The sequence below is a fragment of the Sphingomonas sp. UV9 genome (assembly GCF_004101245.1).
Lineage (GTDB): Bacteria > Pseudomonadota > Alphaproteobacteria > Sphingomonadales > Sphingomonadaceae > Sphingomonas.
In genome coordinates, this window is sequence record NZ_SCIN01000002.1 from 983,938 (window position 1) to 1,005,086 (window position 21,149).

The 21,149-nt window shown below is 65.5% G+C and carries 20 protein-coding genes; 8 read left to right on the top strand and 12 right to left on the bottom strand.

Annotated features, from left to right (window positions below; all coding sequences use genetic code 11):
- Positions 1–58: 58 nt before the first annotated feature.
- Together EQZ23_RS11120 and EQZ23_RS11125 are read right to left on the bottom strand one after the other, a co-directional pair.
- Positions 59–235 (bottom strand): Flp family type IVb pilin, encoded by a 177-nt coding sequence (locus EQZ23_RS11120; protein WP_128454450.1) that lies wholly within the window; start codon positions 233–235, stop codon positions 59–61.
- Between the two features lie 123 nt (positions 236–358).
- Positions 359–562 (bottom strand): Flp family type IVb pilin, encoded by a 204-nt coding sequence (locus tag EQZ23_RS11125; protein WP_128454451.1) that lies wholly within the window; start codon positions 560–562, stop codon positions 359–361.
- Positions 563–593: 31 nt separating this feature from the next.
- Here EQZ23_RS11125 and EQZ23_RS11130 point away from each other — a divergent pair, with 31 nt between their 5' ends.
- Positions 594–1,022, top strand: coding sequence for a (deoxy)nucleoside triphosphate pyrophosphohydrolase (locus tag EQZ23_RS11130; protein ID WP_128454452.1), 429 nt, complete (start codon positions 594–596; stop codon positions 1,020–1,022).
- 384 nt (positions 1,023–1,406) lie between these two features.
- Here the strand turns inward: EQZ23_RS11130 and EQZ23_RS11135 are convergent, their stop codons facing one another.
- The 6 genes from EQZ23_RS11135 to EQZ23_RS11160 all read right to left on the bottom strand — a co-directional run bounded on the left by EQZ23_RS11135 (position 1,407) and on the right by EQZ23_RS11160 (position 6,450).
- Complete coding sequence (locus tag EQZ23_RS11135) at positions 1,407–1,586, bottom strand: hypothetical protein (RefSeq protein ID WP_128454453.1); 180 nt, start codon at positions 1,584–1,586, stop codon at positions 1,407–1,409.
- Positions 1,587–1,847: 261 nt separating this feature from the next.
- Positions 1,848–2,726 carry a hypothetical protein gene (locus tag EQZ23_RS11140; RefSeq protein WP_128454454.1) on the bottom strand — a complete coding sequence of 293 codons (879 nt, stop codon included), beginning with the start codon at positions 2,724–2,726 and terminating at the stop codon, positions 1,848–1,850.
- Positions 2,727–2,762: 36 nt separating this feature from the next.
- A complete protein-coding gene (locus EQZ23_RS11145; RefSeq protein ID WP_128454455.1) occupies positions 2,763–3,035 on the bottom strand; it encodes a hypothetical protein in 273 nt (90 codons plus the stop codon).
- The gene (locus EQZ23_RS11150; RefSeq protein ID WP_128454456.1) at positions 3,032–4,561 is read right to left on the bottom strand and encodes a PAS domain S-box protein; all 1,530 of its coding nucleotides are present in this window, start codon (positions 4,559–4,561) and stop codon (positions 3,032–3,034) included. Before EQZ23_RS11150 ends, EQZ23_RS11145 begins: the two co-directional genes overlap by 4 nt.
- 25 nt (positions 4,562–4,586) lie before the next feature.
- Entirely contained in the window at positions 4,587–4,952 is a 366-nt protein-coding gene (locus EQZ23_RS11155) for a CsbD family protein (protein WP_128454457.1), read from the bottom strand.
- Between the two features lie 202 nt (positions 4,953–5,154).
- A complete protein-coding gene (locus EQZ23_RS11160) occupies positions 5,155–6,450 on the bottom strand; it encodes an MFS transporter (protein WP_128454458.1) in 1,296 nt (431 codons plus the stop codon).
- A 205-nt stretch (positions 6,451–6,655) separates the two neighbouring features.
- Between EQZ23_RS11160 and EQZ23_RS11165 the strand changes: the two genes are divergently transcribed.
- Both EQZ23_RS11165 and EQZ23_RS11170 read left to right on the top strand, forming a co-directional pair.
- Positions 6,656–6,889, top strand: a complete 234-nt coding sequence (locus EQZ23_RS11165; protein ID WP_128454459.1) for a hypothetical protein — start codon at positions 6,656–6,658, stop codon at positions 6,887–6,889.
- Positions 6,886–8,139: an arsenic transporter gene (locus tag EQZ23_RS11170; RefSeq protein WP_128454460.1), complete on the top strand. Its 1,254-nt coding sequence runs from the start codon at positions 6,886–6,888 to the stop codon at positions 8,137–8,139. Before EQZ23_RS11165 ends, EQZ23_RS11170 begins: the two co-directional genes overlap by 4 nt.
- Positions 8,140–8,451: 312 nt before the next feature.
- Here EQZ23_RS11170 and EQZ23_RS11175 read toward each other — a convergent pair whose 3' ends face one another.
- Positions 8,452–8,988: a DnaJ domain-containing protein gene (locus tag EQZ23_RS11175; protein ID WP_128454461.1), complete on the bottom strand. Its 537-nt coding sequence runs from the start codon at positions 8,986–8,988 to the stop codon at positions 8,452–8,454.
- 261 nt (positions 8,989–9,249) lie between these two features.
- On the opposite strand from EQZ23_RS11175, the gene EQZ23_RS11180 reads away from it, so the two are divergent.
- Genes EQZ23_RS11180 through EQZ23_RS11190 form a run of 3 tightly spaced genes read left to right on the top strand, consistent with a single transcriptional unit; the run spans position 9,250 to position 13,036 of the window.
- Positions 9,250–9,867, top strand: coding sequence for a (2Fe-2S)-binding protein (locus EQZ23_RS11180; protein WP_128454462.1), 618 nt, complete (start codon positions 9,250–9,252; stop codon positions 9,865–9,867).
- Positions 9,867–10,886, top strand: coding sequence for a xanthine dehydrogenase family protein subunit M (locus EQZ23_RS11185; RefSeq protein ID WP_128454463.1), 1,020 nt, complete (start codon positions 9,867–9,869; stop codon positions 10,884–10,886). The genes EQZ23_RS11180 and EQZ23_RS11185 overlap by 1 nt, the downstream gene beginning before the upstream one ends.
- Positions 10,883–13,036, top strand: a complete 2,154-nt coding sequence (locus EQZ23_RS11190) for a xanthine dehydrogenase family protein molybdopterin-binding subunit (RefSeq protein WP_128454464.1) — start codon at positions 10,883–10,885, stop codon at positions 13,034–13,036. The genes EQZ23_RS11185 and EQZ23_RS11190 overlap by 4 nt, the downstream gene beginning before the upstream one ends.
- 326 nt (positions 13,037–13,362) lie before the next feature.
- Here the strand turns inward: EQZ23_RS11190 and EQZ23_RS11195 are convergent, their stop codons facing one another.
- Both EQZ23_RS11195 and EQZ23_RS11200 read right to left on the bottom strand, forming a co-directional pair.
- A complete protein-coding gene (locus tag EQZ23_RS11195; RefSeq protein WP_128454465.1) occupies positions 13,363–15,462 on the bottom strand; it encodes a phospholipase C, phosphocholine-specific in 2,100 nt (699 codons plus the stop codon).
- Positions 15,463–15,550: 88 nt separating this feature from the next.
- On the bottom strand, positions 15,551–17,950 hold the full coding sequence (locus EQZ23_RS11200) for a TonB-dependent receptor (RefSeq protein WP_128454466.1): 2,400 nt from the start codon (positions 17,948–17,950) through the stop codon (positions 15,551–15,553).
- A 163-nt stretch (positions 17,951–18,113) separates the two neighbouring features.
- Between EQZ23_RS11200 and EQZ23_RS11205 the strand changes: the two genes are divergently transcribed.
- A complete protein-coding gene (locus tag EQZ23_RS11205) occupies positions 18,114–18,872 on the top strand; it encodes a DeoR/GlpR family DNA-binding transcription regulator (RefSeq protein ID WP_240663499.1) in 759 nt (252 codons plus the stop codon).
- Between the two features lie 6 nt (positions 18,873–18,878).
- Here the strand turns inward: EQZ23_RS11205 and EQZ23_RS11210 are convergent, their stop codons facing one another.
- Positions 18,879–20,096: a DUF5690 family protein gene (locus tag EQZ23_RS11210; RefSeq protein WP_164913428.1), complete on the bottom strand. Its 1,218-nt coding sequence runs from the start codon at positions 20,094–20,096 to the stop codon at positions 18,879–18,881.
- A 386-nt stretch (positions 20,097–20,482) separates the two neighbouring features.
- Between EQZ23_RS11210 and EQZ23_RS11215 the strand changes: the two genes are divergently transcribed.
- Positions 20,483–21,100, top strand: coding sequence for a tyrosine-type recombinase/integrase (locus EQZ23_RS11215; RefSeq protein ID WP_240663500.1), 618 nt, complete (start codon positions 20,483–20,485; stop codon positions 21,098–21,100).
- Positions 21,101–21,149 lie beyond the last annotated feature (49 nt).

Consider the following 21,149-nt stretch of genomic DNA (forward strand, 5'->3'; position numbering starts at 1 on the left):
GCGGCGAAACAAAGTCTCGCCGCCCCATCTCGTAGATTGCTTCGTGATCTATCAGTGATCAGGTACCAGTCGAACCGTTCAGCTTGGTCGAGACGTTGTTGAACGTCTTGTTCAGGCTGTTGCCCAGGCCCTGCATCGCCGCGATGGCGGCAACGGCGATCAGCGCGGCGATGAGGCCGTACTCGATTGCGGTCGCGCCCTTGCTGTTCTTGAAAAACTTGCGAATCGTCTTCATTCCGGTCTCCATCGTTGGATTGCTTCAGTGTCACCCGGCTGGACCGGACAGGCCGGATCAGCAGTTCAAGAAGTACGAGTCGTGCGTTGAGAAAGGCTTAAGGCGGCCCGGTTTCTTTCCAGGTCAGCGCGCGGTACTGACCTGGGTATTGACGCTGTTCCACATACCCGTGGTCGAGTTGGCCAATGCGGTCAGGCCGACGATCATCGCGATCACGACGAAGGCGAGGATCAGGCCATATTCGATTGCGGTCGCGCCGCGCTGTTGACGCAACGCGCGCGCGATCGTCCGGACGATCAGGGATGTTGCGAAATCTTTCGGCCTCATGGGGCTGATCTAGTCGTGGGGAGCTTAAGGAATGACCAACATTCAGTCCGGTACGGCGGGATCGTTGCTGTTACCCGTCGTCGCGGCCGCGCTGGTCGACCTGGACGGTCGCGTTCTGCTGCAGCAGCGTCCGGAGGGGAAATCGCTCGCCGGCCTTTGGGAGTTTCCCGGCGGCAAGGTCGAACCGGGCGAAACGCCGGAAGGCGCGCTGATCCGCGAACTGGAGGAGGAGCTGGGCATTGCCGTGCCGCATGCCTGTCTCGCGCCCGCGGCGTTCGCCAGCGCACCGCTGGGCGATCGTCACCTGCTGCTGTTGCTCTACATCACGCGCAAGTGGAGCGGGGTGCCGCGTGCGCTCGAAGCTGCGGCGCTGCGCTGGGTCCGACCCGCGGATATGCACGACCTTGCAATGCCACCAGCGGACCGCCCGTTGATCGGCCTGCTCGACGCGCTGATCTGACGGACTGTCGACGCGGTCGGAAATAGGCCGGTTCGATGTCGTCGAATGCAGCAAAATCGCCGGCGATATGCATCCGACTCAATGGGTTATCGATTTGAACGAGGGTATGTCGGTTCGTCGCTCCACCGATGGCTCGTCACCATGGCGGATCGGCATACTCCCTCTTCAAATATCTCCTTGATCCGGGCGAAACGCTGGCGCATGATCCGGCAGTCGGCTAGCGTTCCCAAGACCGTCGCTGGCCATCCGGACTGCGGCTCGCACGCGTTATTCCCTTTTCTCGCGCGAGCCGTTTCCCGCAAAATCGGTTTGCCGCGCTCCATACCGCAGTGCCGTATCGGGACGCGATCGTCTGTCGAAGCCGCCCCCTTGACCCCTGGTGGTCTAGATTGTCGCGATTTTATCGGCATCGTTTCCAAGCGACCCGGCGCCAGACCGTTCAGCCGTTTCCAGCGCGTTGGCAAGTATCGCAGCGACGAGCGTGTCATCTTGCTCGTCGGCGAGATGCAGGGCCCAGGCGATCGCCGAGCGGAGCGACAGTGCGTCGTCAGGGGAAATTTCCATAGTCGTCACTCTCCGCGTCCGGCGATCCACGGTCGGTCCGGACGGATTTGATACAAGTGGTTCCGCACGGTCGAAGGCGGCGCTCCAACATCGCTGCTGGACCGCCGCCCTCGACGCGCTGAACTCTGAGGGTGGCGCGATGCTCTACCCGGCATCGCGCCGAATCGGTATCGGATACCGATCTCAGGCTGTTACACGCGGCCCGTTACACGCGGCCCGTTACACGCGGCCCGTTACACGCGGCCCGTTACACGCGGCCCGTTACACGCGGCGACGCGCTGCGGTGGTTGCGCCGAAGCCAGCGGCTGCGGCACCGATCAGCAACGCGATCACGACCATGAACGACGTCCCGGCAGCGGCACCGGCGGCTACGTCGGTGGCCGACTTGGCGGTCTCGATCGTGTCGTTCTTGGTCTTCACGAACTGTGCCTTGGCGCGCGTGACCTGGGCCTGGGCCTCGGGGCGGCTGATCTTGCGCTGGGCGGCGACGATGTCGACGATCCGGCTCTCGGCCTGCGCGCCGTCCTGGCCACCGCGCGCAAGCGCTGGCAGCTGCTTGGCGATTTCCTTCTGGGCCTGCTCGGGCGTCATTAGGGCAGGATCCGACGGCGCGTCCGACAGATATTCTGCGGCTTCCTGGCGCACATCGGTCACGTCGACGTTCGCGACGTCGGCGACCTTGGGTGCTGCGGCGCCGATGCCGCTATCGGCTGCGGTCGCGACTGACCCGACGGTGCGGAATGCACCCCCGATGATGCCGCCAACGGCCGAGGTGAGCAGGTACAAGGTCAGGATGAGCGTGACGCCCCACACGACCAGGCCGTGGACCAGGCCGTCGAAACGGTCCTGCACGCCAGCAACGCGTGCCGCCGCATAGCCGCCGGCGCCGAGCGCGATGATCGTCGTGATCACCCAGTAGATACCCGCGCCGATACCAAAGCCGGCTGCCCCCGGCGTGGTGCCCTCGACGGGATCGACGAGGGTGAGACCGATGCCGGTCCCGAGGATGCCGAGCACGAGCTGGATCGCGATCGCGAGCACGACGCCCGCAAAGATCGCGCCCCAGGATACGCGCGTCGGGGTCTTCGCATAACGAATGTCGTCGACCGGCAAACCGCCGGGCGTCAGATGGGTAGCCATAAATACTCCTGTTATAAAAACTGACGAAAGACGGCGTTAGTCTGCGCCGTTCTCGTCGCTGCGCTGGCCGCGCTTCGCGGGCGGGTAGCCGGGCTTGCGCACATCGACCCTGTCGCCGCTGCCAACATCGGCGTCCGGGACATCGCCATCCGGGACGTCGGCATCGCCATCCGGCTGCTCGCCGATGATCTTGCCGATCGCATCCTGCACTGATTCCCGGGCTTGGCGGACACGTGCGCGGTCTTCGGCGGGCGTGGTTTCCGTGTCATGCGGCGAACCGTCCTGCTCGAGATCTTTTGCGCGGGTCATGCCGTCGCCTCCAGGGAATGTGAATCGGCGCGCGGCGTGGGTGCCGGCATGGAATCGCCGTCGAAGCCGCGTGCGCGCGCCCATGCGGCGGCGGCGTTGCGACGATTGACCCCGATCTTCGAATAGATCCGTGCGACGTGATTGCGCACGGTGTTGCCCGACACGTTGAGCGATCGCGCGATCGACTTGTCGTCGAGCCCGCGACAGATCAGCGCCAGTACTTCACGCTCGCGCTGCGTCAGTTCGTCCAGCCCGACGCCGATCGGCTCGGCCTGCGGCGTACGGATACGCGCGAGTTTCTCCATGATCGACCGGCTGAGCCAGCTCGTATCCTTCATCACCGCCTCGATCGCATTGACGAGTTCGCGCTCCGACGCTTTGCGCGTGCTGATGTCGCGCATGGCCCACAGCACACAGGCCTCGTCGCCGAGCATGATCGGTTCGGTCGACACGATGCAGTCGATGACCTGCCCCTCCTTGAGACGCAGGCGAACCTCGCGGTCGCGGATCGGCGTGCCGGCCTCGATCTCGCTTTCCATCGCCTGGCGAATCGCCGGCGTTTCCCACAGGTCGACCTCGTCGAGCGGGCGTCCCACGATCTCGTCGGCGGTGTAGCCAGTCAAATCGGTGAAGGCTTCGTTCACGTCGCACAGCCGGTGGCCGTCGAGCGCGCCGATCGCCAACGCCACGGGAGCAAGCGAGAACGTCCGCGTGAAGCGTTCCTCGCTCTGACGAAGCGCCTGTTCCGCTTTGCGCCGCGGCTCGAGATCGGCAAAGGTGAACAACATGCACGGCTGCCCGCTCATGTCGATCGGCTGTCCGGCAACGATGACCAGCTTGGTGGCACCCCCGGGAAGATCCAGTTCGGCCTCCATCTGCGGGATCGTGCGTCCCTCCTTCAGCCGCTCCTTGGCGAGGTCGCGCTTGTCGGCGCGCGCCAGCACGTCGATGTCGTAGACACTGCGCGACAGAATGGCGTCGCGGTCGTGCCCGGTCATGTCGATGAAGCCCTGGTTGACCTTCACGAAACGAAGGTCGCACAGGCGGGCGATGATCGCCGGCGCCGGATTGGCGTTGAACGACTGTTCGAAGCGGTCCTCCGCCTCGAACCGCGCCGATACGTCCTGGATAATCAGGACGAGGCATTCCGGTTCTTCGGCCTCGTTGGTCAGGACCAGGCTGCGGACCTGATGGACCCAGCGTGGCTCGCGCTCGCCCGCCACCGCGACCTCGACGACCACCTGCGAGAACGCCTCGCCCGACACCACCCGCTCGATCGGATAGTCGGAGTCGTTCAGCTTGTGGTTGTTGCGATACCGCAACTGGAATCGCTGGCGGTAATCGTCGACCGTGCTGCCGAGATCCTCGACCGAGTCTACCCCGTGCATCCCGAGAGCCGCATGATTGGCCCACAGGATCGCCTGATCGGGGTCGATGAGGATCACGCCCTCGTTCAGCCCCGCGATGATCTGGCGCAGGTGGCGCAGATCGGCGGAGTCGCGGAGCGACTTGAGGGCCGGAGCCAAGGGGGCGGGGTCCGTAGCCACGGGATCAGTCGCGCCGACCGTGCACGAGCCACGCGATGCCGTAGCCCATCGCGGCCGCACCGAGCGCCCACAGCACGGGTGCGTCCTGCGCCGAAGCCTGGGCCGATGCGGCCCCCCGACGCGCTACCTCGGCGGCACGTTCGCCGGCGTCGCGTGCCTCGCTGCCGATCTTCTCGGCCAGTTCGGGCGCACCGTCGACCGCGTCGTTGATCGCCGACTTGGCGCGACCGTAAAGATTCTGTGCGCCGCCGGCGACCTGATCGACGACGCCGTCGACCTGCCAGTCGCGGCTGTTCACGGTATCGCCAACGGCCTTTTCGACCTTGCCGCCGACATAGCGGGCGCCGCCCTGGAATTCGTCCTTGTTCATGATCGTAATCCTTTCAAAAGACCCGTCGCGCATCGCGCAACGGCGATCGGTGACATCGAGAGCGCGTTTGTTACGCCACCGTTGCAACCGGACTGGACGCATAAACTGCTCTGTAAGCGCTTGGTTCCTGGTAGTTTTGTGCCAGAGAATGGTCGATATGTACCATGCCGGGAAAGCGCCGGAGGTCATCTGCGACCCGGCTTCACGCAGCGGTGTTCGCGCTTTCCTTCGTCTCCGGCATCGCGATGACGTAGAGCGCCAGTCCAACACCCGCGATCGTCGCGAGCGTCAGAAAGCTTGTCGTGTAGCCCGACCAGACGATGATCGCCCCGGCCAGCGTCGCCGACAGCGCGGCGCCGAGACCCTGCGCGCTGGCTACCGCACCCTGGCTGACGTTGAACCGTCCCGTGCCCTTGGTCAGATCGGCGATCACCACCGGGAACAGCGCGCCGAAAATGCCCGCGCCCACGCCGTCGAGCGCCTGCACGCCGACCAGCCACCACGGATTGTCCGACACCGTATACAGCGCGCCGCGCGCCGCGAGGAACCCGAACGCGACCAGGAACAGGGGTTTGGTGCCCCATTTCTCGGTATTGCGGCCGACGACGATCGCGACCGGTACCATCACCAGTTGCGCGGCGACGATGCAGGCCGCGGTGAGCGAGGTCGCCTGATCCTTGCCGACGGTCCGCGACAGCAACTGGCTGACCGACGTCAGCATCGCCGCATTGGCGAGGTGGAACAGGAAAGCGGTGACCGCGAAGATCATCAGCGGCCTGTTCTCGATCAGCGTCTTCCAGCCGCTCGGTTCCTCGCAGCCGTCCTCGGGTTCGCAATCGAGGCCGCGCGCGACCGCGTTGTCGATGTCGCTATTGTCGATCCGCGACGCCGTCACGATGCTGGCGACGGTGAGCGCGCCCATGAGCCAGAACACGACGACCGGCCCGAACTTCCACGCGAGCACGCCCGCCAGCGCCGCCGATACCGCGTTGCCGGCGTGATTGAACGCCTCGTTGCGGCCAACCCGCTTGGCGAACAGCTTGGGGCCGACCAGGCCGAGCGTGATCGCCGAGATCGCCGGGGCGAACACCGCGCCCGCGATCGCCGCGATCGACTGGGTGACGGCGACCGCGGTGAAGCCGGTGACGATCGGCAGCGAGATGCTGCTGAGCGTGACCAGCAGCGCGGCGATCATCACGATCCGCGGCTTATTCTTGCCGCGATCGATCAGGCCGCCGGCGGGCGTCTGCGATATCAGCCCGACGATCCCGGCGATCGTCAGGATCATGCCGACCGTCGCCTCGTTCCAGCCGTGCGCCGGACCGCGCACGGCCAGGAGATAGATCGCCAGATACGGCCCCAGGCCATCGCGCACGTCGGCGAGGAAGAAGTTCAGTGCGTCGAGCGTCGTGTTCGGCGCGGCCTTGCCGCCGACGGTCTCGGCGCCCCCGTTGCCGCTGGCGTCTTCGGCGAAACCGTCACCCGTCGTACTGGCCATGGCAATTCCCTGAGAGTCGGCGTCGCTGAACCCGGCGCGGTCGGGAAACCCGTCGGCCATCGGATCGCTAAAGCTATCGCCCGAAGGAAAGTTTCCGTGGACAATAAATATAGTTCGATCCGCTATTTCCCAGTGAAGTCAAAAGCTAAACTGAAACTGAACCGCGCGGTTAAGCGTGGAATCGTGAATAAAATGTCACGGAACGATGATCACCCAGCCACGCTATGGAGCGACGCTCGACCGGGAGGCGTACGAAGACTTTGGGGCTAGTATAATGGCAGGATGCCTGACCTGGATTCACTTCGGCGATCTTCACGTCGACGAGGCTGATGGGTATGAAGGACTGTCGCGCTTTCGCGCGCTGGCCGTGGTCGCGCAGGCTCGGATGATTGCTGGAATGACGAGAATGGCCCGGCGGCTCCGGATGTCGGAAGCGTGACCGCGCAGACCTATGCGATCTGGGCGATCTGTTTCATCGCCACCTTCGGGGTGATCGCGCGCCCGTTCAAGCTACCCGAGGCCGTATGGGCGGTTGTCGGCGCAGCAGTGCTGCTCGTCTTCGGGCTCTTGTCCCCCGGTGCCGCGTGGCGTGCGGTGCTCAAGGGTGGCGACGTCTATCTTTTCCTGGTCGGCATGATGCTGCTGTCCGAAGTCGCCCGCAACGCGGGGCTGTTCGACTGGGTCGCCGCGCACGCCGTCAGGCTTGCGAAGGGATCGACCAGCCGGCTTTTCGCGCTCGTCTTCGGGGTCGGGATCGTCGTGACTACCTTTCTGTCGAACGACGCGACGGCGGTGGTGCTGACTCCTGCGGTGTATGCCGCGGCGAAGCGGGCGAAGGCGGATCCGCTACCGATGCTGTTCGCGTGTGCGTTGATCGCCAACGCCGCGAGCTTCGTGCTGCCGATCTCCAATCCCGCGAACCTCGTGCTGTACGGCGGCGAGATGCCGTCGCTGGGCGTATGGATGGCCTCGTTCGCGCTGCCGTCGCTGCTGTCGATCGGCGTGACGTTCCTGGTCCTGCGCTGGGTCGAACGCGAGCGCCTCGCTGGCAATTGCGAGACCGTCGTCGAGACCGATATGCTGCCCCGGGGCGGCAAGATCGCGCTCGGCGGCATCATCGCAACCGCGGTGCTGCTGATCGCGGCGTCGGCACAGGGCCATGATCTCGGCCTGCCTACCTGTCTCGCCGGCATCGCGACGCTGGCCGCGATCTGCATCGGCGGTCGCAAGTCGCCGCTGTCGACGCTCGGCTCGGTCTCCTGGGCGGTGCTGCCGCTGGTCGCCGGGCTGTTCGTGCTGGTCGAGGCGCTGGCCAGCACCGGCGTGATCGCGATGCTGGCGCGCTGGCTGGCGGCGGGGGCGTCACGGTCGCCGTCGATCACCGCTGGTGTGGCCGGCACGATCCTGGCGTTCGGATCGAACCTGATGAACAACCTGCCGGCCGGTCTGATCGCCAGCACCACGCTCCAGCAGGCGCACGTCCCGCAGATCGTAACGGACGGCTTGCTGATCGGCGTGGATCTCGGCCCGAACCTGTCGATCACCGGTTCGCTCGCCACCATCCTGTGGCTCACCGCGATCCGTCGTGAGGGCGAGGACGTCGGTTTCTGGCGCTTCCTGAAGGTCGGCGCAGTAGTCATGCCACCCGCGCTGTTCGCGGCCCTCGGCGCGCGACTGCTTCTGAGGTGATGGATCGTTCGAACGCAGGTGCGTCAGTCACGGATCGCGACTGAAGATCGGAGGCCCGACCGGGCCTTGAGTAACGTGGACATTACAATAGTTTAGTCTGGATAACTTGGTCGGCAACGTCGACGAATATCCCTCCTGTCCGGCGTACGATGGCTAACCGTTCTCCGTGGTTATCGACGACCGCTTTCGCCCGGTTGCAGACGTTCGCGGCTGGTTTGCAGGTTCCCAACTTCGGCCGCTCGTTTATCTCCGCGTTACGACCGCTTTTGGCGCCTGACCCTGCGAACTCGAATGTCGCGATCGGGCGATCGTTTAGGAAGCTGGCTGTCCAAGTCCGAGTTTTGTGCCTGATGAGCTGCGGACGGCTTTTGCAGGAGGCTCAGGCACGGGATGAGCGGCGACGCTACGTCGAACCGGAGATACCAATCCGGATTCCTCGTAATACAGAACGAGAATTGTCGCGATCGGTGCGGCGGTGAGGATCAGCAGGAAAAGGCCCATCAGCCATTCGTTGGTCTCTAGCGGCTGCGAGAAGCTACCGCTGGGCTGTATTGACGGGGTAGGTCGCATCGGGCGCCTGCCGGCTTTCCTTGGGTGAAACGGGCGGTCCGCAGTCGCTCGGTGGGCAGACGGTCTGATCTGCGAGCGATCATAGGCGGCGCGTGCTTCCTTCTTTCCCAAAACGGCATACGCCTCGTTGATCTCTTTCGCACGAGCAGAAACATCCACACCATGATTGGCATCGGGGTGATATTGACGGAGCAGCGCTTTCCACGCGGCGTGGATAGTGTCGCGACTTGCCGTCGAGGGCACCCCTAGAACAGAATAATAGTCGGGTGAGAGCGCCATCCAGCCGTTACTTGCGGCTAAAACGCGAAAAAGGAAAGTCCGCCCGGCGCGTGTGCGTTTGGCTTCGTCCTGCGTGGCGGAACAGCCGCCCGGTCGGCTCGGAAAGAACAGTGGCCGGTTGGACCACTGGCCTCGCTAGTGCCTGATCTAGCTTGCCAAAATCGGTGCGATCGGGAACCATGGCCGCCGTTAGGAACGTCGGTCAGCAGGCAGGCTCCCGATGCCCGCCGAACGGGAAAAGACAGAATGAGGATGCAGGGCATGTGCGGCGCTGAACAACCCAATGACGGCGTGACGGCGGTTACGCGACGAACGGCGCTTGGTGGCTCGGTCGCGATCGCATCGGCCATGATGCTGGTGGACGCAGATCCGGCAGCGGCGGCGGGGGTCGCGGCGGCGCCGACCGGTCCGACGATCGACATCGTCCCCGTCGTCAACGGCCGCGCGACGCCGGTCTCGATCGATCCGCGCACCTCGCTGCTCGATATGCTGCGCGAGCGGCTCGCCCTGACCGGCGCCAAGAAAGGCTGCGACCATGGCCAGTGTGGCGCGTGCACGGTCCATCTCGACGGACACCGCATCGCGTCGTGCCTGACGCTCGCCGTCAAGACCGACGGGCGTAAGGTGACGACGATCGAGGGGCTGGCCGATGGCGACCGGCTGCATCCGATGCAGCAGGCGTTCATCGATCACGACGCGCTGCAATGCGGATACTGCACGCCGGGGCAGATCATGGCTGCAGTCGCCTGCATCCGCGAAGGCAACGCCACCAGCCGCCCGGTGATCCGCGAATATATGAGCGGCAACATCTGCCGCTGCGGCGCCTATGTCGGGATCGTCGCGGCGATCGAGGCCGTCGCGGCACAGGGGCGCAGCTGATGCATCGGTTCAGCTATGTCCGCCCCGACAGCCCGAGCGCCGCGGTTGCGGCCTTTGCCGCAGCGGGCGCGGGCGCACGCTACATCGCCGGGGGCACGTCGCTCTACGACCTGATGAAGCTCGATATCGAGCGGCCGCTGCACCTGATCGACGTCACCGCGATCCGCGGGCTCGACGCGATCGACACCGGCGGCGATCGGCTGCGGTTCGGGGCGCTGGTGCCGATGAGCGCGCTTGCCGCCGACCGCACGGTGCTGCGCGACTATCCCGTGCTGGCCGAATCGCTGAGCAAGGCCGCGTCGCAGCAGTTGCGCAACATGGCGACGGTCGGTGGCAACCTGTTCCAGCGCACGCGCTGCCTGTACTTCCGCAACGGCGCCGGCGGCATTTCGGCGGGCACGACGTATCCCTGCAACAAGCGCGAGCCGGGATCGGGTTGCGCGGCGATCGGCGGGCTCGACCGCGGGCAGGCTGTACTGGGGCAGAGCACGTCTTGCACCGCCGTCTCGCCCGGTGACTGGCCGATCGCGCTCGTCGCGCTCGACGCCTATGTCGAGATTCTGGGCGCGAACGGCACGCGGTCGCTGCCCGTCATCGATCTCTACCGCCTGCCCGGCACGACGCCGCACCGCGAATTCACGCTCGCACCCGACGAGATCGTCACCGCGATCGTCGTGCCGAAGACCCGCGCCGGTCGCCGGTCGACCTATCACAAGATCCGCGACCGCGAGAGCTACGCCTTCGCGCTGGCCTCCGCTGCGGTGGCGCTCGAGATGGACGGAGATACCGTGCGTCAGGCGCGGATCGCGTTGGGCGGCGTTGCTACGCGACCATGGCGGGCATCGGCCGCGGAAGCGGTGCTCGCCGGACAGCGGCTGACTGACGAGACCGCGCTGGCGGCGGGTCGCGCCGCGCTGACCGGTGCGCGACCCGGCCTGCACAATGGCTTCAAGATCGATCTTGCCGCGCGCACGGTCGCCGATGCGCTGATGATCGCCGCCAAAAGGACCCCTGCATGACCAGCGCCCCCTTTCCCAACCGCCCCCGCGTCGATGCGCGCGAGAAGGTACTCGGCGCTGCCCGATATGCCGCCGACGTCGCGGTGCCCGGCATGCTCTATGCGATGCAGGTGCCGGCGACGATCGCGAAGGGGCGGGTCACCGGGCTTTCGACCGACGCGGCGATGCGTATTGCCGGTGTCGTCCGCGTGCTGACCGCCACCGATTTCCCGCCACCGCCGCCCGGCGGCGCGGGTGGTCCGCCCCCGCCCGCGACGATCACCGACGACATCGCGTATCGCGGCCAGCCGGTCGCGCTGGTCGTCGCCGACAGCCTGGAAGCCGCGATCGAAGGCGCCGAGGCGATTCGCCCGACCTATGCCGCGGTCGACTTCACGGCGACCATCGACGACAAGGGTGCCGTGACGCAGCCCGTCGAACCGACGCGAGGCGGCGATGCCGAGAAGGCGATGGCGCGCGCCGTCACGCGGCACAAGGCCGACTATGTCAGCCCGGCACAGCATCATAATCCGATCGAGATGCTCTCGACGACGGCGGTGTGGGAAAATGGCGTCCTGACGGTCTACGAGGGCACGCAGGGCAGCAACATGGTCAAGGGCGCACTGATGCGGACGCTGCGACTGACGGCCGAGCAGGTGGTCGTGAAAAGCCCGCAAGTCGGCGGCGGCTTTGGGCAGAAAGGCGGGCCGCAGCGCCAGACCGCACTGGTCGCGCGTGCGGCGATGCTGCTGGGCCGACCGGTCAAGCTAGTCGTGCCGCGTGGCCAGGTCTTCCACAACGCGACGTTCCGGCCGAAGAACCGTCACCGGATCGAGATCGGTGCCGATGCCGCCGGGCGGATGATCGCGGTGCGCTACGACGCCGATCAGCAGCAGTCGCGCGCCGGCCAGTTCCCGCCCGCCTATCACGAATCGCCGCCGATGATGTACGGCATCCCCGACTATGACGGCACCGCCGCCAATATCCGGATCGACACGCAGGCGCCGGGTTACATGCGCGCGCCTACGCCGCATCCGGCGTCCTTCGCGTTCGACAGCGCGGTCGACGAACTGGCAGTGGAGCTCGGTGTCGATCCGCTCGACTTTCGCTTGCGCCACCGCGCGACCCGCGACCCGATCGACGACAAGCCGTTCTCGACGTGCTTTCTCAACGAATGCCTGATCGAGGGCGCGCGCCGCTTCGGTTGGAAGGGGCGTCCGATTGCGCCGGGCATGATGGTGCGCCCGGACGGCACGCAGGTCGGCTGGGGCGTAGGCTGCGGTGCCTATCCCGCGAACGTGCATCCGACGATCGCGACCCTGCGCGTCGGTGCCGACGGTCGGACGCGGTTCGCCGCCGCGGGTCACGAGATGGGGCAAGGGATCCGCTCGACCATCGAACAGGTGCTGATACGCGAGCTTGCGATCGATCCGGCTGGCCTCGAGATCGCGATCGGCGACACCTCGGTCGCGCCACAACATGTGACCGCCGGATCCTGGGGCACCGCGAGTGCGGTCACCGCAGCTGAACAGGCCGCCGTCAGACTGAAGGCGACGATGGCGGACCTGCTGGCCGGGCGCACCCCGGGGGGCAACCTCCACCGTCAGCTCGCCGCGGTGCGTCGCCCATCGGTCGAGATCGAGGTGACGACCGTAGGGCCGGGCCAAGGCGAGAAGGAAATCGCACGGTTGCGGCAGGGCGGCATGGCGGTATCCGGCCCGGTCTTTCCGCAGTTCACCAGCTTCAGCTACATCGCCCACTTCGTCGAAGTGCACGTCGAACCACACACCCGCCGCATCCGCGTCCCACGCGTGGTCAGCGTCGCCGATTGCGGCCGCGTGATCTCGCCCCGCACCGCCGAGAGCCAAGTACGTGGTGGCGTCGTCTGGGGTATCAGCGCGTGCCTCCGCGAAGCGACTGAAGTCGACCCGCGCTACGGCGGCTGGCTCAACAATGACCTTGCCGATTACGTCGTCGCGGTAAACGCGGACATCGGCGAAATCGACGTTGGCTTCGTCGACCGCCCCGACGATTTGTTCAACTCGTTAGGGGCGAAGGGTCTGGGCGAAGTCGCTATGACTGGGTGCGCAGCAGCCGTCGCGAACGCTGTGTATCATGCCACCGGAAAGAGATTGCGGGAGATGCCATTCCGGGTCGAGGCACTGCTTTAGGTCGTTATGCGCCAAGTTGATGATGAGAGGGCGGCGCTTCGGTTAACTGCCGGAGCTTTGATCGAACGGTAGACAGGACCCAGAAGTCGCCGTTCAAACAGCCTTGACCGCTCCCCGAAACCTGCCGTTCATTCAGGTGATTGCTTCAACCAGCGAGGCTATTGAAGGGGTGGGGTGGGGTGGTGATTGGCAGCTATCTCGTTCGTCAAGGTGAAACCCAGACCCTTAGACCAGGACAAATTTGGTTTTGCCGCTCCTTGATTGCTGAAGGGAGAATTGCGCTGCGGTGCCGAATACACGGTCTTATTGCGACCACATGAATAGAGTCAGACCGGCTGCAATGTGACGAACGGATCGCTACACGTAATTCGGCCGGGGGCGTCGATACGCCCCGATACCCGGCGCAGATAGTGGGGGACTTTCGCTGCAACGACCGTGATGTCGTACCACCCATAGCTCTTGCCCAGCGGCCAGCTACGCTGCGCTTCGGTCAGCGGGGTCACCTGGGCCGTCGCGCCGATGCGTTCGGTCCGCGCGATCAACTTGTGCGTGCGGTGCCCGGCTGGAAGGAGCAACGCCATCTCGGTCATGGTCGCGCGCCAGACCAGCCCGGACCATAGCGCCGGGTCGTCCCTGTGCCCCATGAAGTGTCGGTGAAACCCGTTCGGACCGAGCACCCAGAGATCGTAGCGCCCTTCGGCACCGAACGCCCAGCGACCCTCCAACGCATGTCCGGGCTCGACGGTAAAGCGGCGTGGCGCTTGCGCCAGGTCGGTCCGGTCGTAGACGTGGAACACCGCCGCCTGCTCGCCTTCCGCGGCAAAACGTAGATGGATCGCGCCATCGACGATCGCCTCGCTGACGGTCAAGGCATAGGGCAGCGGGCGGGATCGGCGAAGGCCGGGTTCCTGCCAGGCAAGAGACATGCCGACCGGCGCTTGCGGGCTTACCTGCTTGGGTGTCGCCGCGGCCCGCACGGCATCCGCGTGCGGGTCGGGCATGGCGGCGAACGGCGCAGGGTCGGCAGCGGTGAAGTCGAATGCCGACGTCAGGTCGCCGCAGACCGCGCGGCGCCACGGCGCGATGTTGGGTTCGTGGAAATCGAAGCGACGTTCGAGGAACCGGATCACCGAGGTGTGATCGAACACCTGAGAATTGACCCACCCGCCGCGGCTCCACGGCGACACGACGTACATCGGCACACGCGGGCCAAGCCCGTAAGCTCGCCCGCGATACGCTGGGAGATCGAGCGCGGCATCGCCCTTGCTTGGATGAACGTGATAACTGCCCTCAAGATCAACGGTCGAGCCGCCGAGGACCGTGCCGTCTGCGGCGTGCGACGGCGGTGCAGGCGGGGGCATGTGATCGAAGAAACCGTCATTCTCGTCGAACATGACCAGCAACGCGGTCCGCGCCCAGACCTTCGGATCCGCGGTCAGCGCATCGAGCACCTCGGCCGTATAGGCGGCCCCTTGCACGGGGCTCGACGGGCCGGGATGCTCGGAGCCCTTCGCAGTGGCGATCACGTACGACACTTGCGGCAGTCGCCCGGCGAGCACGTCGGCGCGCAACACGTCCAGTCCGCACGTCGTCAACGCGCGCTCGCGCAACGCCGGGTCCCCGCCACCCCGGTGCGCCTCGCGGAACGCGGCGAAGCCGACAAGCGGGTTGTCGGTGAAATTGTCGGCCATGTCCTGGTAGATGCGCCAGTCGACACCCTTCGCCTGCAACCGCTCGACCACCGTCGTCCAGCGGTACGGTTCGGGGTTGCCGCCATCCTCGGGAAAGCTGTCGTGTGAATTGCCGATTGCCGGACCGCCAAGCGTGCCGCCGGGATCGTTGGTGCCGCTCCACAGGAACAGCCGGTTGGTGTTGGTGCCGGTCTGGACCGAGCAGTGATACGCGTCGCACACGGTGAACGCCTCGGCGAGCGCGAACTGGAACGGAATGTCCTCGCGTCGGTAATGTCCCATCGCGCGCTGGCTCTTCGCCTCGGGCCAATGCGCTATCCGCCCCTCGTCCCAACCGCGCTGCGCATCGGGCCAGCTGTGCGGCGTGCCCTCCATCCGCATCAGGTCGAAATTCGTGCGCGTCGCAAGATGGAACGGCGACACGGTGCGCGCGCCGCCCGGGGCCGTCCGGTCGCGCTGATACCAGACCGGTGCCGGCTTCGTCGCATCAGACTCGGCAGGAACGGGGATCGGCAAGCGATCGGCGAACCCGCGAACACCGCGGAGCGACCCGAAATAATGATCGAAGCCGCGATTCTCCTGCATCAGGATGACGACATGCTCGACATCCATGATCGAGCCCGTCTTCACGTCGGGCGCGATCGCCGCCGCCCGCGCGATCGCCGCAGGAAACGCGGACAGCGCCGCCCCGGCAAGGCCGGCACCGAGCAGCGTACGGCGAGAGACATCGGTCATCGAGCAACCCACAGGTAAAGAACATGGTCCGCAAACGCACGCGGACCATGCCTATTTCGGATCAGAAGTCGAGCGACCCCATTTCGGATCAGAAGTCTAGCGACAGCGACGCGGTCACGGTCCGCGGCGTGCCGAGGAACGCAGAGCCGCCATCGGCGCTCGACAGATAGCGTTCGTCGGTCAGGTTGGTCGCCTGCACCGTGAACGACACCCCCTTCAGCTGCTCGCTCACCGCCTCCAGATCAGCGCCGACATAGCCGCTCACCAGCGTGAAGCTGCCGGCCTGCGCCTTGCCCTGCGTATCGATGTTGCGGTCGCCGACGAACTTGGTGGCGATGCCGGCCTTGAAGATCGACTTCTTATAGCCCGCCGAGACCACCCACATGGTCCGCGGCGAATTGATCACCTGCTGGCCGGGCGTCACGCCGACATCGGCATCCTGTGCTGCGTCGCCGGTGCCGATATAGGTCGCGTGGTTGTAGGTGAAGCTGCCCGATAGCGTCAGGGGCGGCAGCACACGGTATGCGAGCGCAGCCTCGATGCCACGGCTCTTCACCCCGCCGACGTTCAGATAGACGCTGTCCTGCTGTTCCAGATAGTCGATCCCGGTAACAAGGTTCGACGAGATCGAGACGATCTGGTTCTTGAACTTGATGTCATAGCCGGTGAGCGACGCCTGGATCCGCCCGGTATTGTAGCGTGCACCGATCTCGACATTGTTCGCGGTTTCCGGCCGCAGGTTGCGGATCGTCTCGGGCGGCTGGCCGAGCGGGCCGTTGCCGATCGCGGCGAAGTTCTGCGAATAGCCGGCGAACAGCTCCATGCCCTGTAGCGGCGTCACATAGGTCAGGCCGGCGTTGATCAGCGGATCGGAATGCGACTGGATCGACGTCGCGCTCAGGTCGCCGAGCAGTTCCGTCCGGCTCTGGTCGAGGAAGAACTGCTTGACACCGAGTCGTGCGGTGAGCGGGCCATAGGTCACCGCGTCCTCGGCGTAATACATCACCTCGTCGAGCCCGTAGTTGGTGCTGAACTGCATGTAATAGGGCGTGCCGTCGAACGCCGGTCCGACCCGCGCGTTGGTGATCTTATGCCAGTCGCGAAGCTGGTTGGCGCGGCTGTGCTCGAACCAGAATCCGGCGCGGAACTGGTTCTGCACCACGCCGAAGTCATGCTGCCAGTCGACGTCGCTCGTGAAACCCATGCGGTCATTCTTGTAGTGGGTGTGACGGTACGACATGACCGGCGTCGCATCGGACGCGTAGCAGGCGGGCGAATACTCCGCGGGTACGCCGCTGGTGCCGACGCAGCCGGCGGTCATGGTCGCGGCCGCACCGGTGGGCCTCACGAAGTAGATCTTGCCGAGCGCGTCGCTGCCGCGCACGGTCGGGCTGCCGACAAATTCGCTTTCCGGGTTGCCGCTGCCGTCGTTGCGGACATCGACCAGATAGGGCGGCGCGAAATCGCCGCGGCCGCGCATCCGGTGGTAATAGCCCGCCACCTGCAGCTTCACTTCACCGACCTCGGTACGAGCCTTCAGATACCCGAACAGGTTCTTCCGCAGCGCGCGCGACGTCGAGCGATAGGCTTGGTCGATATACGGCAAGCCGGTCCAGCTGTCGGTATAGGCGTCATGGTTCGGATCGTTCGCGAACTGGGCGGGCGATACCGATCCGAACTCGGACTCGTCGGCATCGTCGTACGACACGAAGCCGGTCAGATCGACCGTACCGACACGACTGAGCACCTTAGCGTCCAGGTGATCCCGCCGCGTTTTGCCCGATCCGCCGATCCAGTCGCGGACGCGCGATGTCGACGCGCTGACATAGGCGGTCGTGTTCGGCGCGATCGTGCCGGTATCGCCGCGCACGTAGAATTTGCGCGCCCCGAAATCGCCGCCCGCCGCGGTGAAGCGCAATCGGCTGTCCGTGGTCGGATCGGAGGTCACGTAATCCAGCGTCGCGCCGAGCGCCTCGTTCGAGCGCGACGAGATGTCGGCGGTCCCCTGCGACACGTTGACGGTCTTCAGGTCGAGCACGTCGATATACCGGTTGGCGCGCGATCCGCCGCCATAGCCCGACCCGCCGTTCGGCAGGCCGTCGATCGTCGAGCCGATCTGCTGGCCACCGCCACCGCCGCTGTTGAAGCCGCGGATGCTGATCGAGGTCGCCCAGTCGGACGACCCGAACGCATCGCCCTCGCCGACGAACACGCCGGGCAGTTCGCTGATGACGTCGTTGACGCTGGACAGCGCGGACTGGCGCTCGATCATCGGCGCGGTCACGCGCGTGTTCGCAAATGCCGTGGATTGCCCCGTCACGACGATCTCGTCACTGCGCGGCTGTTCCGCCTCGCGCGTCGGCACTGCGGCCGGCACGTTAGTCGATGCCGCGGCCGGCATCGCGGCTGGCGTTTCCGTCGTCTGCGCATGCGCGTTCGTCGATGCCACGATCGCGAGGATCGCAGCCCCCATCATCCACTTGGTCATGTCGTCTTCCCCTGCCGCGGTCCGAATTTCGCCGGGCATCCCGTGCCGATGCCCTTGCAAGCACCGTGTGACATGGATGTGACATTATGTGGATATGATTGGTATTTTGTGGCTTGTGCAGGACGGGGGATACGGAGAGACAGGCGCGACAGGAGAAGCCGTAGTGACGCAGTCGGATCGTATAGCCAGTCTGGTCGCTTTGCTCGAAGCGCGAGGATCGTGTTCGATCACGATGCTCGCCGATCACTTCGCGGTGTCGGACGAGACGATCCGGCGCGACGTGCGCCAACTCGAGGCGAGCGGTCGCGCGTACAAGGTGCATGGCGGGGTCAAGCTTCCCGACAATCGCCTGGAGGCGCCGTACCGGCTGCGGATGCAGGCCCAGGCGGACGCAAAGCAGGTGATCGCGCGCCGTGCCGCAACGCTGATCGAGGACGGCATGACCGTGCTGATCGATTCGGGCACCACCTCGTGCTGGGTCGCACGCGCGCTCGCCGATCGGCGACGACTGACGATCGTCACGAACAATCTGGAGGTTGCAGGCGACATGCTTGGTCGCGACGGGATCCGTGTCTTCCTGGCCGGCGGCGCGGTCAACGTCGATTACCGTGCGACGTTCGATGCCGAGGCGATCCGCTATTCGCGCGGCTTCTCGCCCGACGCAACGATCCTGTCGATGGGCGCGATCGAGGCGAAGCGCGGCTTCATGGATTTCGAACCCGACGAGGCGGCGTACAAACGCGCGCTGCTCGACGGTGCGCGCCGGGTTATCGTCGTCGCCGATGCAGGAAAGTTCGACCGCGCGGGCACCGTCCATGTCGCCGAGTTCGCGCAGGTCCACGATCTGGTCACCGACCTGCCTGCGCCGACGACGATCGCCGACGCCGCGACCCGCGCCGGCGTCCGGCTTCACACAGGCTGACCCCCTTCACCGCGTCGGTGGATGACGGACGAACCAGAGTGCCGAGACGAACGTTAGCACCAGCAACGCGGCGCCGGTCAGCACGCCCGCATTGAGAAACAACCCGAGCCAGTCGCGCCCGGGAGCGGTCGTGCTCCGCATCAGCAACAGTCCGATGCTGCCCGAATAGCCGAACGCGTCCGCCAGATAGATCAGGAAGCCGGCCGTTCCCGGCGACGGGCTGGCTGCCATGATACGATCGAACAGGATCGCGCTGAACGGGGCATAGGCGAGGTAAATACCGACGCCGGTCAAGACCATGCCGGTGACCGGGCCGATTGCGCCTGCCCGCAACGCCAGCATCGATCCCACCAGGATCGCCGCACCCGCCATGATGACGCCGTGAATCGTGAGCACCGCATACCGGTTGTCGCGGACCAGCCCCAGCATCGCCAGGCCGAGCAGTACGATCACCGCCACGGGCACTTCGGTCGCGGCATACAGCGCGGGCGTCGCTGGATGATGAAGCGCGATCCACAGTTCGGGCGCAAAATTGTCGCGCAGGTCGCGGAGTGCCGCCAGCATCGTATAGCCCGCGACCAACGCGATCACCGGCACCCAATGCCGCTTCAGAAAGGCGCGCCGGGCGGCCGCGTTCATTGGTCCGCGTGCCCCTCGCGCGGTAGCGTCCGCCACGTCCGGCGGTGGGGATCGCGTCAGCGCGGCCATGCCGACCAGCAGCAGCGGCGTGAAGATGAGGCCCGTCAGTGCAGGCATCCAGAACGCGGTGACACCCTGCTCGAGCAACAGACTGCCAACCGACCGAGTCACGCCCGACGACAGGATGAAACTCGCAGTCAGGATCGACGCCAGCACCTCCGAATTGCGTCGCCCCTCCAGATAGCTGAACACAAGCCCCCAGATCATGCCGAGCGGCAGGCCGTTCAGCAGCATCGCCACCGGGCCGAACCGGGCGGGCAGAAAGGCCAGCAGCAGCAACGCCCCCCACGCCGCGCCGATCAGCGAGAGGATCAGGTGCGTGCGATGCTCGGGCCGATGGACCGACACGACATGCACCCCGATCATCTTCGACACAGCATAGCCGATAGCCTGCGACAGAATTAGCGCCGTCTTGTAGTCGAGCCCGGCAAACACGGCGGGCACGCCCTCGAACCCCGCCGTGGCGACCGGCTTGCGAAACCCGTACATCGCGAAATACACGCAGAACGCCGCCAAGCCCGGCATAATCGACGATCGCTTGGCCGGGAAGAGTTTTGACGACGACGGGGACCACGAGTTCACCGCCAGTAGCTATGCTAAATACGTTTCACCGGCGTGACACAACCCTGGTTATCCACAAACGCAAGAGCACACGCGGCAACACCTGCGGTCTCGCCCTGCTTCGTACTACGACCCCCTGTAAATAGCCGGCGGAGCTTGAAATGTCATTTGCCGACGAGCAGCCCCACTTCCGGCCGCACAGAGACTGCGAGGCGCCGCCCGAAACCGACAGCGCGTTCAGCATCATCGACGGCTGATCAACCATATTTCCAAACCGCCGGTTTACTCCGCCTGCGTACACTCGATCGACCGATCTGGGCCGATGGAGATGATCGATGGGGCACTCGTCAATGGACCCCGCCTTTCACGAACCTCGGCCTTGGAACGAAGGTCGGCTGATCGGTGCGAAGCGGGCGCCGAAACAGCAGCAGGTCTGGGCCATTCGCTTCTGGCTCGACCAGCATAGGCGACTGCGCGACCGAGCGCTGTTCGACTTCGCCATCGACAGCAAGCTGCGCGGCTGTGACGTGGTCAGGGTGCGGATAGGCGATGTAGTTTCCGGCGGGCGCGTCCGTGACCGCGCCGCCGTGGTTCAGCAGAAAACCAAACGACCGGTTCAATTCGAGATAATGGACACGGCGCGAAAGACGATGCGGGCATGGTTGGAGCGACGTGGGGGTACACTGAACGACTTCGTTTTCCCGAGCCGCAACGACTACATGGACCACATGAGCACGCGGCAATATGCCCGCCTCGTGCGCGAGTGGGTGGTCGGCATCGGCCTTCCGGCGCAGGGTTATGGGACGCACTCGCTGCGGCGCACGAACGCATCGATCATCTACAAGGCGACTGGCAACCCCCGCGCCGTTCAGATCCTTCTCGGCCATGCCAAGATCGACAGCACGGTGCGTTACTTGGGCGTTGACGTGGAGGACGCTTTGGAATTGGCCGAACGCACCGAGGTCTGAGCGGACCCAGATTCAGGCATTCAATGGCTTGTCTGTACTTCCCTGCCGC

Excerpts from the sequence above, each read along its gene's own strand:
- EQZ23_RS11210 (WP_164913428.1), bottom strand. The coding sequence starts at position 20,096 with ATGCCGGGCTTGGCGGCGTTCTGCGTGTATTTCGCGATGTACGGGTTT.
- EQZ23_RS11195 (WP_128454465.1), bottom strand. The coding sequence starts at position 15,462 with ATGACCGATGTCTCTCGCCGTACGCTGCTCGGTGCCGGCCTTGCCGGG.
- EQZ23_RS11145 (WP_128454455.1), bottom strand. The coding sequence starts at position 3,035 with ATGACCCGCGCAAAAGATCTCGAGCAGGACGGTTCGCCGCATGACACG.
- EQZ23_RS11120 (WP_128454450.1), bottom strand. The coding sequence starts at position 235 with ATGAAGACGATTCGCAAGTTTTTCAAGAACAGCAAGGGCGCGACCGCA.
- EQZ23_RS11165 (WP_128454459.1), top strand. The coding sequence starts at position 6,656 with ATGATCACCCAGCCACGCTATGGAGCGACGCTCGACCGGGAGGCGTAC.
- EQZ23_RS11200 (WP_128454466.1), bottom strand. The coding sequence starts at position 17,950 with ATGACCAAGTGGATGATGGGGGCTGCGATCCTCGCGATCGTGGCATCG.
- EQZ23_RS11215 (WP_240663500.1), top strand. The coding sequence starts at position 20,483 with ATGGACCCCGCCTTTCACGAACCTCGGCCTTGGAACGAAGGTCGGCTG.
- EQZ23_RS11140 (WP_128454454.1), bottom strand. The coding sequence starts at position 2,726 with ATGGCTACCCATCTGACGCCCGGCGGTTTGCCGGTCGACGACATTCGT.
- EQZ23_RS11175 (WP_128454461.1), bottom strand. The coding sequence starts at position 8,988 with ATGGCGCTCTCACCCGACTATTATTCTGTTCTAGGGGTGCCCTCGACG.
- EQZ23_RS11125 (WP_128454451.1), bottom strand. The coding sequence starts at position 562 with ATGAGGCCGAAAGATTTCGCAACATCCCTGATCGTCCGGACGATCGCG.
- EQZ23_RS11180 (WP_128454462.1), top strand. The coding sequence starts at position 9,250 with ATGTGCGGCGCTGAACAACCCAATGACGGCGTGACGGCGGTTACGCGA.
- EQZ23_RS11130 (WP_128454452.1), top strand. The coding sequence starts at position 594 with ATGACCAACATTCAGTCCGGTACGGCGGGATCGTTGCTGTTACCCGTC.
- EQZ23_RS11135 (WP_128454453.1), bottom strand. The coding sequence starts at position 1,586 with ATGGAAATTTCCCCTGACGACGCACTGTCGCTCCGCTCGGCGATCGCC.
- EQZ23_RS11160 (WP_128454458.1), bottom strand. The coding sequence starts at position 6,450 with ATGGCCAGTACGACGGGTGACGGTTTCGCCGAAGACGCCAGCGGCAAC.
- EQZ23_RS11155 (WP_128454457.1), bottom strand. The coding sequence starts at position 4,952 with ATGAACAAGGACGAATTCCAGGGCGGCGCCCGCTATGTCGGCGGCAAG.
- EQZ23_RS11185 (WP_128454463.1), top strand. The coding sequence starts at position 9,867 with ATGCATCGGTTCAGCTATGTCCGCCCCGACAGCCCGAGCGCCGCGGTT.
- EQZ23_RS11190 (WP_128454464.1), top strand. The coding sequence starts at position 10,883 with ATGACCAGCGCCCCCTTTCCCAACCGCCCCCGCGTCGATGCGCGCGAG.